General features: G+C 45.8%; 12 protein-coding genes and 1 pseudogene. 1 reads left to right on the top strand and 12 read right to left on the bottom strand.

Translation table 11 applies throughout. The features are described 5' to 3' along the window. Positions 1–83 precede the first annotated feature (83 nt). The 6 genes from AB5642_RS17995 to rfbD form a co-directional block, all read right to left on the bottom strand. Positions 84–1364, bottom strand: a complete 1281-nt coding sequence (locus AB5642_RS17995) for a DUF362 domain-containing protein (protein WP_243252221.1) — start codon at positions 1362–1364, stop codon at positions 84–86. Positions 1365–1371: 7 nt separating this feature from the next. Further along, positions 1372–2040 (bottom strand): ABC-2 transporter permease, encoded by a 669-nt coding sequence (locus tag AB5642_RS17990; RefSeq protein ID WP_118578594.1) that lies wholly within the window; start codon positions 2038–2040, stop codon positions 1372–1374. Beyond that, the gene (locus AB5642_RS17985) at positions 2037–2888 is read right to left on the bottom strand and encodes an ATP-binding cassette domain-containing protein (protein ID WP_173719025.1); all 852 of its coding nucleotides are present in this window, start codon (positions 2886–2888) and stop codon (positions 2037–2039) included. The genes AB5642_RS17990 and AB5642_RS17985 overlap by 4 nt, the downstream gene beginning before the upstream one ends. Before the next feature lie 2 nt (positions 2889–2890). Then, on the bottom strand, positions 2891–3262 hold the full coding sequence (locus tag AB5642_RS17980; RefSeq protein WP_173719026.1) for a GntR family transcriptional regulator: 372 nt from the start codon (positions 3260–3262) through the stop codon (positions 2891–2893). A 352-nt stretch (positions 3263–3614) separates the two neighbouring features. Next, positions 3615–4910, bottom strand: a complete 1296-nt coding sequence (locus tag AB5642_RS17975) for a dicarboxylate/amino acid:cation symporter (RefSeq protein ID WP_118578602.1) — start codon at positions 4908–4910, stop codon at positions 3615–3617. A gap of 1 nt (position 4911) precedes the next feature. Further along, positions 4912–5760, bottom strand: coding sequence for a dTDP-4-dehydrorhamnose reductase (gene rfbD, locus AB5642_RS17970; RefSeq protein WP_118578604.1), 849 nt, complete (start codon positions 5758–5760; stop codon positions 4912–4914). Between the two features lie 185 nt (positions 5761–5945). Between rfbD and AB5642_RS17965 the strand changes: the two genes are divergently transcribed. Next, positions 5946–7715, top strand: coding sequence for a PQQ-binding-like beta-propeller repeat protein (locus AB5642_RS17965; RefSeq protein ID WP_173719027.1), 1770 nt, complete (start codon positions 5946–5948; stop codon positions 7713–7715). 163 nt (positions 7716–7878) lie between these two features. Here AB5642_RS17965 and rsmH read toward each other — a convergent pair whose 3' ends face one another. From rsmH to AB5642_RS17935, 6 genes and pseudogenes are all read right to left on the bottom strand, one after another. Beyond that, a complete protein-coding gene (rsmH, locus tag AB5642_RS17960) occupies positions 7879–8976 on the bottom strand; it encodes a 16S rRNA (cytosine(1402)-N(4))-methyltransferase RsmH (RefSeq protein ID WP_173719028.1) in 1098 nt (365 codons plus the stop codon). A gap of 161 nt (positions 8977–9137) precedes the next feature. After that, the gene (gene udk / locus AB5642_RS17955) at positions 9138–9761 is read right to left on the bottom strand and encodes a uridine kinase (RefSeq protein WP_173716872.1); all 624 of its coding nucleotides are present in this window, start codon (positions 9759–9761) and stop codon (positions 9138–9140) included. Positions 9762–9770: 9 nt separating this feature from the next. Further along, on the bottom strand, positions 9771–10691 hold the full coding sequence (locus AB5642_RS17950; RefSeq protein ID WP_173719029.1) for a carbohydrate kinase family protein: 921 nt from the start codon (positions 10689–10691) through the stop codon (positions 9771–9773). Positions 10692–10767: 76 nt separating this feature from the next. Further along, complete coding sequence (locus AB5642_RS17945; RefSeq protein ID WP_173719030.1) at positions 10768–11589, bottom strand: purine-nucleoside phosphorylase; 822 nt, start codon at positions 11587–11589, stop codon at positions 10768–10770. Between the two features lie 71 nt (positions 11590–11660). Further along, complete coding sequence (locus AB5642_RS17940) at positions 11661–12389, bottom strand: Crp/Fnr family transcriptional regulator (protein WP_173719031.1); 729 nt, start codon at positions 12387–12389, stop codon at positions 11661–11663. A 117-nt stretch (positions 12390–12506) separates the two neighbouring features. Further along, positions 12507–12733: pseudogene (locus AB5642_RS17935) on the bottom strand (phosphopentomutase); the annotation flags it as partial.

The raw sequence follows: 12733 nt of genomic DNA, 5'->3' as shown, positions 1-12733 counted from the left end.
GCAGTTAGCAGTTAGTTCGCTGGAGCGTTGCGCCGGCGAGTGAGCAATCACCATTGTCCGAATGCGTCCGCCTTGAATAACTTTCAACCAATTAAATAAATTTTCAGGAACTCATAAATCTCTTCTTCAGTTGGCGGACATCCTTCCAGGTGGTGGGTGAAGTGGCGGGTGCAGTGGCCGATTCCCAGGATGCCTTCCTGGTTTCGGTAGCCTTGACCGATGGAGATTCGGGTGGTCAGGTTTGAAAGGAGGCCTTCTTGCTTCAGGCGGTCAAGGGCAGGGATCAGGTTGCCGTAGCAGGCGCTGCAGGATTCTACTTCTTCTACAGCGTCGACAAGCTCTACCACTTTCCGTGACTTGGGAATGGGGGCACCGGGGTTGCCATCGAGGGCACGGATTTCTGCCTGGCGGATGTCGGCGCAGCCAACACCAAGGGTGGCAGCCTTTGTGATGTAGGGAACCTCTTCTACCTGGTAGTACATCATGTCGCAGACATAGGCATCCATAAGAACCGGATCCACAGCTGCCAGAATGCGGTTCATCTCTACGGGGTTGCCGCCATCCTCGAAATCCAGGTCTCCGCAAATATTGTCTACCACGATGAAATCCTGGTGGATAGCAAGGCCCAGGTGAGCGATGGGGTCATGGAGACCTAATGCGTGAAAACGGCGCTTCTCAGAATTAGGGAGAAGACCTTTCATGTTCTTCAATGCACAGGTGATTTTGGTCTGACAGTGACCTTTTAGTACCGGAACATTAATAAGGAAGTCCAGGTCAAGGACACTTTTACAGATGTTTAAGATCATATCGCCACATTGTACAGGCACTCCCTTTTCCTTTTGCATGTCAAGGAACGGAACGTTATATTTTTCACAGAGGGACTTGAAACCACAGACTTCGTAGGATTCGGAGGTCTTATCTCCTACCCAGGAACCTTCCATGATCACCAGATTGGAAAACCCTTTTTCCTGAAGATATTCTACGATTCCGGCGACTACCTCTGGGTGAGTGGTGCCGCCCCAGTAGGCTTCCATGGGGGCGACCAGGTTTGGCTTGATGCCGATCCGCATATTGTACAAACCAAATTCTGAATTCTGTTTTTCCACAGAATCCGAAGAATAAAAACAGTCCACTTCTGCTTCAGAGTTGTCAATAAGACTGCTCTTTGTTTCAAACTTCGCTTCTGTTATAATCTTCTCACTATTCTGCTGTAAACCTGCCCCGGAATTTTCTGAAAGCACCTTCAATCCGCATTTCTCAAACTTCTTCTCTATCTCCCCTGCCAGATTGCACGCCTCCAGCAGTTCTTTCGTCATCTCCTTATATTCAGTTCCGCATTTTATAAAAATCTGATTCTTCTTCATTTCCGGATCAGTACTCCTTTTTCTCCATAATCTTTATGGATATTGTACAGGAAATCAGAAGCATTAGCAACATAAGAACAAATAGCATCGCCAGACAGACTGGGATTCCAAGGTTCCAAATGCGCAGGCCCAGATTTTTCAGACCTGAAAAATCCACTTTCATTTTCTGGCATAGTTCTACGCCAATCCATCCTACAGCCATGATGCCAAATACAAGAACAAGTAGCACCAGCCTTCCTGTAGAGCTTCCATATTTCAACTGTACCGGAAACACAACCGCATTTGCGAAAACAGCAAGAAAAAGACCGGCAGCTGCAGAAGCGATCAGTTCTTCCCAGGACACCATACGATATCCGGAAGCATTTACACCAATTGCAATTGCAACAGCAACAGCCCACAATACCGTGACCATCCCTGCACCCAGCAGATACTTCTCCTTCACATATTCTTTCCTGCTGATAGGAAAAGTAAAAATATAAGGCATACCATTATCCATATCATCACTTGCTATGGTATTCAGTGCCATAACAGCAGCCAGAACAGACACATAACTGATTAGAAAAGAAGGACCTGCGGAAGTACTAAGGAAACAGAAAATGGCTATAATATATACGCCAATGAACGTTTTCATGTTTCCCCTCATAATTTCCATGTCTTTTACAAACATACCTTTCATAATACTTCCCCCTTGATCATCATAGTAATAACCTTGTCCACAGACCCACGTTCTATTGCAAGCTGCGGGTAGTTCTCCGCATAAAATGCACGCTCATCTGTGAGACAGCTGTAGCCGTATTGCTCCTTCTTCACCTTGAGAATATGCTGCTTATCAAGCAATTCATATTGCTTCTCGTCAGCCTTGATAAGACCATATTCATCCAGCAGCACATCTGTATTCTCATGAAGCACGATCCGTCCCTTATCAATCATATAGATATCATCACACAGGCTCTCCAGATCTGAGGAAATGTGGGAGCTGATCAGAATACTTCTTCCTTCCGTCTCCATATATTCCCGAAGGAGTTCCAGAATGCTGTCCCTGGCAATCACGTCCAGACCGGCTGTAGGCTCATCCAGAACAAGAAGCCTGGCATCAAAGCTGGTGGCTGTCAGCACTTTTAACTTTGCTTTCATTCCTGTGGAAAACTCTTTTAGCTTCTTATCCATGGGGATGGAAAACAGGCTGCACCGCTTCTCAAACATCTCCCGGTCAAATTTCTCATAAGTCTCTGTCAGAATATGCACAATCTGTTTCACGGTCAGACAATTGGAAAAACCGCTGTCAGAAAGTGTCGCGCCTATATCCGCTTTCTCTTTTTGGGAAATCTGCTCCATATCCTTATTAAACAGACGAATCTCTCCTGCATCAGAATGAACCAGGCCCAGAATAACCTTAAAGGTAGTAGACTTCCCTGCTCCATTGGCTCCGATCAGACCGGTGATCTGTCCTTCTTCTATTTCCATACTTACATCCAGGGAAAATCCAGGATAATTCTTCTGCAAATTCTTCAAACTCAGTAGCATATCTACTCCTCCATAATAAGCTCAAACAGTTCCCGGATCTCTTCCTCAGACAATCCGCTGACCCGCGCTTTCCGGATCACTTCCTCCAGTTCTGTCTCAATCTCCCGCTTCCGCTCTTCCATAAGAAGCCCCTGGTTATTCTTAGCGATAAAGCTTCCTTTCCCATGCACCGTAACCACGAACCCCTCTTCCTCCAGAAAGTCATACGCCTTCTTCACCGTAAGAGCACTAATCTTCAGCTCCTTCGCCAAAGTTCTCACAGAGGGAAGCATTTCCTCTTCCTTTAACGTCCCGTCAATGATCATCGCCTTGATCTGATCTGTGATCTGCTCATAAATTGGCTGCATCGACGAGTGATTAATTATGATCTTCATGTGACTCCTCCTTATATAAACAGTATATAACAGTATTATACTGTTGTCAAGTGTTATGCGCTGTTTATTTCCACTTAATTCATAGTTACTTTGAACAATCAGCCTGGAATGGGCAGTGTGTTGCGGATAGTTCGTCAAAAAACGGGATTTTATGAGTATAGCGCAGGTTCCATAAACACTGTCTGAGCCCAGCAGGGGCGAGTTTGTTTATGGAACCTGCAATCGACGACGGAGTAAAATCCCGTTTTTTGACGTTGTCCGCAACACACTGTCCCTCCCAGGCGTCCGCCTTCGCCACACAAAAAAAGACGTGCATACCTGAGTCTAAACTCACATACACACGCCAATATTTTTATTCAGCTTTATTAAACACTTCTTTATCCACAGCCCCATTCTGGCAAGCCACAATGGTCGTACAAACAGCATCACCGGTAATATTAACCGCTGTTCTTGCCATATCCAGAATACGGTCAATACCCATGATAATACCGATTGCCTCAACCGGAAGACCAACAGAATTAAATACCATAGTCAAAGTAACAAGTCCAACACTTGGAATACCTGCGGTACCAATGGAAGCCAGTGTGGCTGTTCCGATTACTGTAATATAATCCATAGGAGTCAGCTGGATTCCAAAAGCCTGGGCAGCGAACATAACCGCAACACCCTGCATGATCGAAGTACCATCCATGTTGATAGTCGCACCAAGAGGAATGGTAAAAGAAGAAATCTTCTTGGAAACACCCATCTTCTTGTACAGCGTATCAATAGAAAGCGGAATAGTCGCATTAGAGGTTGCAGTGGAAAAGGCAAAGGCCATAACCGGGAAAAACTTTCGGATAAACTTCACCGGATTCAGGCCCGTGAACAGCTTCAGCAAAATCTGGTATACACCAAAACACTGGATTGCCAGAGCGATCAGAACTGCGATCATATATTTTGCCAGAGGCACAAATGCGCTGAAACCAATGGTTGCAAAGGTTCTTGCGATCAGACTGAATACACCAATAGGAGCCAGACTCATAACCATCATGGTCATTTCCATCATAATATCATTAAACTGGCTGATAAAGTTGGAAACGGTCTCCGCACGCTCCCCAAGCTTTGCCAGGATCACACCAATGATCAAAGCAAACACTATGATCTGAAGCATTTCCCCACTTGCCAGGGACTTGATGGGGTTATCCGGAATGATATTGAGAATAGTCTGAACCAGAGAGGTAGACTCCATAGTCTCAATATCGGAAGCATTTACCTGGATCTTACTCATATCAAGACCAATTCCCGGTCTCAAAAGAGTTCCGATTCCAAGGGCAACTGCAACTGCCACCGCTGTTGTAACCAGATAAAATGCAAGTGTTTTTCCACCTACATTTCCCAGCTTCTTAGTATCACCGATAGCCATACTTCCACATACCAGTGAGCAGAAAACAAGTGGTACTACCAGCATTTTCATAAGGCGGATAAAGCCCTGCCCAAGAACGTACAGCACTCCTTCAACAATCACATCATTCTTCACACTGCTATCCGGCACCAGGTAATGGAGAACCATTCCTGTGATTGCTCCGGCGATCAGCGCAATAAAGATCATACTGGTTAAGCTGATCTTCTTTTTCTCTTTTACATTCTTTTCTTTCTTCGCGCTCATCTTAGCCCTCCCGTTTTTCTTTCATAAATTCTTCCAGAGAATCCTTCCAGCCAGGCATCTCATATACATCGATAATGCGAAGGATAAAATTGTCCAGAACTGCATATGCAGGTCTGGCAGAAGAAAGATCAGACTGCGGGGTAGGTACCGGATTCAGCTGCTCCTCTTTGCCTGCAAGGCGAAGTATCTCCTTTGCAAATTCATAACGATTGCAAACACCCTGACAGGTTGCATGATAGGTTCCGTACTCATTGGTGCGGATCAGATGCAGGATAATTCTTGCCAGATCTTTGGCACTTGTGGGGGAACCATACTGATCCTCAGCTACAGCAAGAGCTCTGCCCTGATCTGCGGCCTCCAGAACACGGTTTACAAAGTTATTTCCCTTTCCGAAGACCCAGTTGCTTCGGATGATAAAGTGCTTGTGGGTAAACTCCTTCACATAATTCTCCCCGGCGCACTTGGATTTTCCGTAAACAGTCTTGGGGTTTGTATTGTCAAACTCCGTGTACGGCTTCTGTGCCAGACCGTCAAAAACGTCGTCTGTGGAAAGCTGCACCATCTTTGCCCCTGTTTTTCTTGCTACAAGGCTTAAGTTACGGGCGCCTAAAGCGTTTACACGAAATGCCTCCTCCGGCTGCTTCTCGCAAAGCTCTACATCTGTGATCGCAGCACAGTTGATGATCACATCCGGACGGTTGATCTCTCCAAAATGGAGAACTTCGTCTGTTTCTGTAATATCAAGCGCATTTTTGTCTGTATTCAAAACTTCAATTTCCAACGGATCCAGCACTTCATTAATTGCCTCGCCAATCTGGCCTTCAGATCCTACGATCCATACTTTCAGCATGTTTTCTCCTCCTTTTCATACGATAAATAATATTTTAACAAGCCAGGCCATACACTGTCAAGAAAAAAGATTGCGCCCTTTTTCCAAATCTGAAAATTGAATTTCCAAAACAGCTCTTGACATCTTGAATTTCCCAGTCATACCTTGTATAATTTTTGCCAAATGAACAGGGAAGGATTCAGAATATGAAAAGAAAAGTAGGGAAACGAAAAAAGCAGCTGCAGCAAAAATATTTCTTCCGAAGACTTCTTCTTACCGAAGGGATCCTGATCATTGCAGCAGTAATTATACTGGGAGGAGTTTTCCTCGTAAAAAGGATACGGGAAAATGTAAATACAGTTTCCATGGTTGAGGAAGCCAGCGGTCTGGACATAGATGACTCCAACTCTCTTGCCGCTGTAAAGGCCGCAATGGCAAGACCGGCAAAATTTTCTCCTAAATGCGTAGATTCCACCAGACCATCTTTATACATAGAAACCACAGACATTGAGGTGGACGGGCAGATACTTGCCAATACTTCGGATTATACCTCCACAGATCCCCACTCCTTCGATGCCGGAATCAGCTACACAGATGTGGATGGAATCGTCACCTTCCGCGGAAACAATTTCCGTGACACTGCAGCCTATGGCAATACACAGATCAAAAATGGAAAAATCCAGGATCTCTGGACAGCCAAAACCGGCTCTATTACTTACGGAGATGCCACCTGGTCCGGAAGCGGCTGGACCGGACAGCCTCTTATGGAAAAATGGTCCAGAGAAGTAAAGAAGTCCATGAATATGTACGACTGGGCAAAGGAAAAAGACGATCTTGTGGAAGTGATCTATGCCTGCATGGACGGCTATGTATATTTCCTGGATTTGGAAACCGGCGAGGCTACCAGAGATCCCCTTTACCTTGGTTTCACCTTCAAAGGGGCAGGTGCACTTGATCCCAGAGGTTATCCAATTATGTATGTGGGCGCAGGTTATGACAGCAATGAAGGCACTGCCAGGGTCTTTGTTGTGAATCTTCTGGACTGCAGTGTGATGTATACCTTTGGAAATAATGATGAATTTTCCCTTCGCGGAAATTTAAGCTACTTTGATTCCTCTGCCCTTGTGGATGCTGCCACAGATACCCTGATCTATCCAGGAGAGAACGGAATTCTTTATCTGATCAAGCTGAATACCAGTTATGCCCCGGAAGCAGGCACTTTGTCCGTCAATCCGGATCATATTGTGAAATGGCGCTACTACGGAACACGTACCAGCGTAGGTTCCTACTGGCTTGGCATGGAGGACAGCGCAGCCATCTATGACGGTTATCTTTTTATTGCAGATAACGGCGGCAATCTGATGTGCCTGGATCTGAATACCCTGCAGCTTGTATGGGTGCAGGATATTCTGGATGACTCCAACTCCACTCCCGTTTTGTCTGTGGAGGGCGGACACCTTTACCTGTATGTCAGCACCTCTTTCCGCCTGGGCTGGCGAAGCAGCACCACTGCAGAGGTTCCTGTCTGGAAAATTGATGCGGAGACAGGAGAGATCATCTGGCAGACCTCTTACGACTGTTCCTCCGAGGACAGTGTTTCAGGCGGTGTACAATCTACCATCGCTGTTGGAAAAGAAGAATTGTCGGATAACATTTATGTGACAGTTGCCAGAACCAGTGGACAGGCACAAGGTGTACTTGCATGCATTGATAAAAATACCGGGAAAGTAAACTGGGAACATGAATCTGCCTATGCCTGGTCTTCACCTGTATGTGTATACAATCCGGATGGCAGCGGAAAGGTTCTCTACTGCAACAGCACAGGACATATCTATCTTCTGGATGGAAAAACAGGAGACGTTCTTGACTGCCACCAGATCAGTGAGGGAGTCATCGAAGCATCTCCTGCTGTATATCAAAGTTATATGGTTGTGGGAACCAGAGATTGTAAAATATGGGGGATGGAACTGCAGTGATACGGTTCCTCCCCCCCATTTTATTTATGCGATAGGTGAACTAAAGTTCGTACTTGCACGAAAAACCTTGGCGACTGACGCGATAACGAGCAAAACTCGCAGAGCGTATTTTGTCTCATTTACTCGATAGGCGAGCCAAACTCGCGCAGTGTATTTATCGCGTTTACTCCGATTTAATCGCCCAGCGCATTTTCGTAGACCGTGCGCGTCCATTCTGGGCACATTCCTGGGCTGACGGACGGATCACGTCTCTGGAATAATCGGAATAAATTCCCTCCTTGTATCCAGCCTTCAGCGCTTTCTTCACCAGCTTATCCTCTCCTGAATGGAACGTAAGGATTGCCGCTCTTCCACCAGGCTTCAGTGCTCCCGGCAGCTTCTCCATAAACTCATACAGAACCTCAAACTCCCGGTTCACATCAATCCGAAGGGCCTGGAAAGTACGCTGGCAGGTCTTTTTGATGGTCTCCTTCTTCTCTTTTTCCGGAAGGAAATCCAGAGTTTTCTCAATGACCTGACGAAGCTTTGTGGTGGTATCCATGTGGTTTCCTTTGCGGATCTCATCTGTGATCGCCTTGGCAAGCTCCTCACAGTATGGCTCGTCTGAATTCTCATAAAGCATTCCTGCAAGCTCATCCCGGGTAATATGTTCCAGGCGCTCTGCCGCACTGATCCCGGCTTCCTGATTCAGGCGCAGATCCAGAGGTCCGTCTGCTTTGAAGGAAAAACCTCTCTTGGGATTATCAATCTGCATGGAGGACACGCCGAGATCAGCAAGAAGGAAATCAAAACCTCCCACTTCTTTTGCAATCTCATCAATGGTACAGAAATTCTGAAGTTTAATAGTCAGAATATCCTCACCAAAGCCAAGAGCTTCCAGTCTCTTCTTTGTCTTGGCGGCTTCCTCATGGTCTACGTCAGTGGCATACATATGCCCCTGACCCTGCAGGCACTGAAGCATGGCCTTTGTATGACCGCCGTAGCCAAGTGTGGCATCAAAGCCAATCTGTCCTGGTTTGATCTCCAGAAAATCAATAATCTCTTTTACCATAATAGAAATATGCATGCCTGCCGGGGTATTCCCTTTTTGCATTACATGCTGAATGGTATCCTGGTATTTCTCCGGCTGAAGTTCTTTATATTTCTCCTCAAATTTCTTCGGGTATCTGCCTTTGTAGCGCACTCTGCGCTTATGAGGCTGCTGCCCCTCCTGCACACTCTGCGCATTCTCATGCTGTCTGTTCTCTTTTTCCTGTGACATTCTGATCTCCTGTATCTTTTTATCTGTTGCCATCTACCAATTTCGCAGAAAAATTCTTTATGCCGGGATTCTCACCCAATTCGTAAACAGCAACTTTCATTTGCTAATTCTGCCGCATCATCACATCAATGTTTACAGCCTACAGCAAACATCTTCTGTAATTACCCTTGCTTCCGTTTTTCCAATTCCATACTGATTTTCGAAACAAACAGATCAAACGCCACGTCATTCTTTCCGCTGTTGATCACAATATCAGCCTTGGAACGCGTGGGCTCTACATAAAGGTAATGCATGGGTTTCACTGTATTTAAGTACTGTTTAATGATTCCATTCAAGTCTCTTCCCCGCTCTTCCACATCACGGGAAATCCGGCGGAGGATACGCTCATCGGCGTCAGCTTCCACATAGACCTTAATATCAAGGAGCTCACGCACTCTGGGATCTGCCAGAAGAAGGATTCCCTCCACAAGGATCACCGGACTTGGGGTGATATGAAGGATCTTGTCTGAACGGTTATGTTGGGAATAATCGTAAACCGGACAGTCAATAGCTTTCCCCTGCCTCAGAAGCTTCAGATGCTCCACCAGAAGCTCTGTCTCCAGAGAATCCGGATGATCATAATTCACAGTCACACGCTGCTCAAAAGGGATTCCATCCTGTCTGCGGTAATAATTGTCGTGATAAAGGACTACTACGTCATCTCCAAAACGCTTTTTAATTCTGTTTGTAAAAGTAGATTTACCGGAGCCGGAGCCGCCGGCAATTCCTATAATAAGACTTTCCATATTCTTCTCCTACCTGTCAAGATCAAATTCTTCCGGCATAAATCTCGGACAAATGTTCTCTGAGGTACAAATTACAGTTGAGGAAAGACGGGTACCAATGGCACATGCCTCTCTCATTGTTTTTCCATAGGTAAGGCCTACGCACACACCTGCAAAAAAGGCATCTCCCGCGCCTGTGGTGTCAACCACATCTACCTTCATAGCTGGATAAACGCCCCAGTTTCCTTCCTGATCTGCATAAGCTGCACCATCACTTCCCATGGTAACCACCATCTTTGGAATATGGGCGGACTGGATCCTTTTTGCCAGACACCGGGCCATCTCTTCAGGCTTCAGGCCACCGTAATCCTCCGAAAACAGGATGCCCGCTTCCTGCTGGTTGCATACAAAACAGGCTGTCCGCCTTAAGAAGTCACGTCTTTCGATTGCAATGGTCATATTCGATACAAGAGCGTATACTTTTTTGCCGTATTTCTCTGCATAGTGAAAGGTCTTCTTCACAATTTCCTTGTCAATATCAATCTCGATTACAACGCTGTCCGCATCCTGGAAAATTTCATCTCCGTGTTCATCCAGGATCTGCTCTATCGGACGATGGTCCGGACGTTTGGAAATAGATGCCACCACATCTCCGTCCTGGTCAAAGACAGCCAGCCAGGTTCCCATGCCGTTTTTTACCTTACGCATATATCTGGTATCTACTTTATGACGCTCCAGTTTGCGGATCACATCATCCCCCATAGCGTCGTCATCTACCAGACTGACAAAGGTTGGTTTCAACTCTATATTGGCAATATCTTCCACTACATTTCTTCCTACACCGCCATGGATCTGCTGGATCACACCGGCATTTCTTCCTCCAGGAATAAATGGTGCTGTGGAATAACCTTTCACATCGATAAAAACATCACCGATTACAACAATTCCCATATTATAACTTTTCTCCTTTGTTACGTTATATCTTTTGGTTTGCGCTGCCTCTTATGAAACCCGCACTTCCTTGCGGCTACATACCGGCTATGATTTCCGTCACCAGCTTTTTAAAAGATTTCGCCACTCTGTCTGCAGTCTTCTGAACCTCCTTGTGGTTCAGCTCCTGCTTCGAAATGCCAGCTGCCATGTTGGTGATACAGGAAATTCCACACACTTCAATTCCCATATGACGAGCTGCCATTGCTTCACATGCAGTGCTCATTCCAACTGCGTCACCGCCCCATATAGCTGCCATTCTCACTTCAGCCGGAGTTTCATAGGCAGGACCTGTAAACTGCACATATACGCCCTCCTGGAGATCTATACCGCATTTTTCTGCACTGGCACGGATCACCTCTCGCAATCGTTTACTGTATACCTCACTCATATCCGGAAATCTGCTTCCCAGTTCCTCAATATTCGGTCCGATCAGCGGACTCGGAATTCCTGTGGTAATGTGATCGGTGATCATCATAAAATCACCTGGTTTAAAATTCGGATTCACTCCACCGGCTGCATTTGTAAGAAACAGCTTCTTCGCTCCCATCATGCCCATCAATCTGGTGGGAAGAACTACATCCGTCATTGGATAGCCTTCATAGTAATGCACTCTTCCCTGCATGATCACAACCGGCACATTTTTCACATACCCAAATACAAATCTGCCTTTGTGACCTGCAACTGTGGAGGTTGGAAAGCCCTCAATCTCTGTATAGTCAATGGTGGTTTCGATCTGGATCTCATCTGCATAATCTCCAAGGCCGGATCCCAGGATCAGCGCCACTTCCGGTTTAAAATCTGTCCTTTTTCTGACACTTGCAAGGCAAGTCTCTAATTTCTGATATAAATCGCTCATGTACACCTTCTCCTTTATCTACAGCTATCCGGCTTATTGCCAGGACAGCTTATAACATTATTGTGTTTCGTTTATACGTTGCCGATTTTCTCATCCACAGTCCGCTTCAGCCTTTCGTACTGCTTCCTGTCGATACAGATCTGATTTCCTTTTTTCACGATCAGCTGTTCTGCCTGAAACTTCTTGATGGCGCGGCTGATGCTTTTCAGGCAAAGGCCTGTCTCATCTGCCAGATTCTGCCGGCTTTCGCCGATGCATAAAATGTCATTTTTGTTATATTTTTCAAACCATTCCGAAAAAAGTACAGCTAATCTGTCAGCCCCTTCCAAAAACAGGTACAGACGGTTCCGCCGCTCTTCCTCCAACAGGGAAGCACAGGTAAGCTTTGCCTCCATGCGAAAAGCTTCCGTATCTGAATAAATCCATTTCTCATATTGCGCTCTTGGAAGCTTGGTAACAATACACTCTGTCTCTGTTTGCAGGGTGGTCTGGTAGGTATCCTGTCCCAGGATCACCTCCATACCACCAAGCGCAATGAGATTCATGGGCTTCATAAAATCATAGGCAATGCCGGAAATCCGGTAATCTGTAGCTTTTACTCTTCCTCTGGCAACAAAGAAAATCGTATCTGCCGGTTCATTTTCCCTGATAAAAGTAGTTCCGGCTTCCATTATCTCACTCTGAAACAGGTCCATAAGCCATAATGGTGCAGTACGAAAATAAGCCTCAAATTGTTTCTGTTTCTCACGTTCCAGTTCACGAAGGAATGGAAGTACATCGTGTAAATAAGTGTGTTTCATATGATTTCCTCATCTTCTGCCATGTGCTGCAAATCATTTGTTTCTATCCGGGTTCTGTCGCAAAAGCAGACAATCTCCCGAATGAGCAACAGCTATCCAATAACTGTCTTTTCTATTTTAGCATAATTTCTCAAGAATGGAATGTCCGATAGTTCCTTCCGGCATTTTCACGTCAAAATTATCTGCCACTGATGCGCCAATAACGGAAAAAGTATCCTCGTTTTCAAGGGGGCCACCCTCTTTCATAGTCTTGGAATAAGCCAGGAAGGGAACATACTCTCTGGTATGGTCAGTGCCGCTATAGGTGGGATCATTCCCGTGGTCTGCGGTAAGAATAAGAAGGT

Origin of the sequence: Ruminococcus sp. 1001136sp1_2201st1_G3_2201SCRN_220225 (genome assembly GCF_040924365.1) — a bacterium.
GTDB lineage: Bacteria > Bacillota > Clostridia > Lachnospirales > Lachnospiraceae > Blautia_A > Blautia_A faecis.
This window is presented reverse-complemented; position numbering and strand designations above follow the sequence as displayed.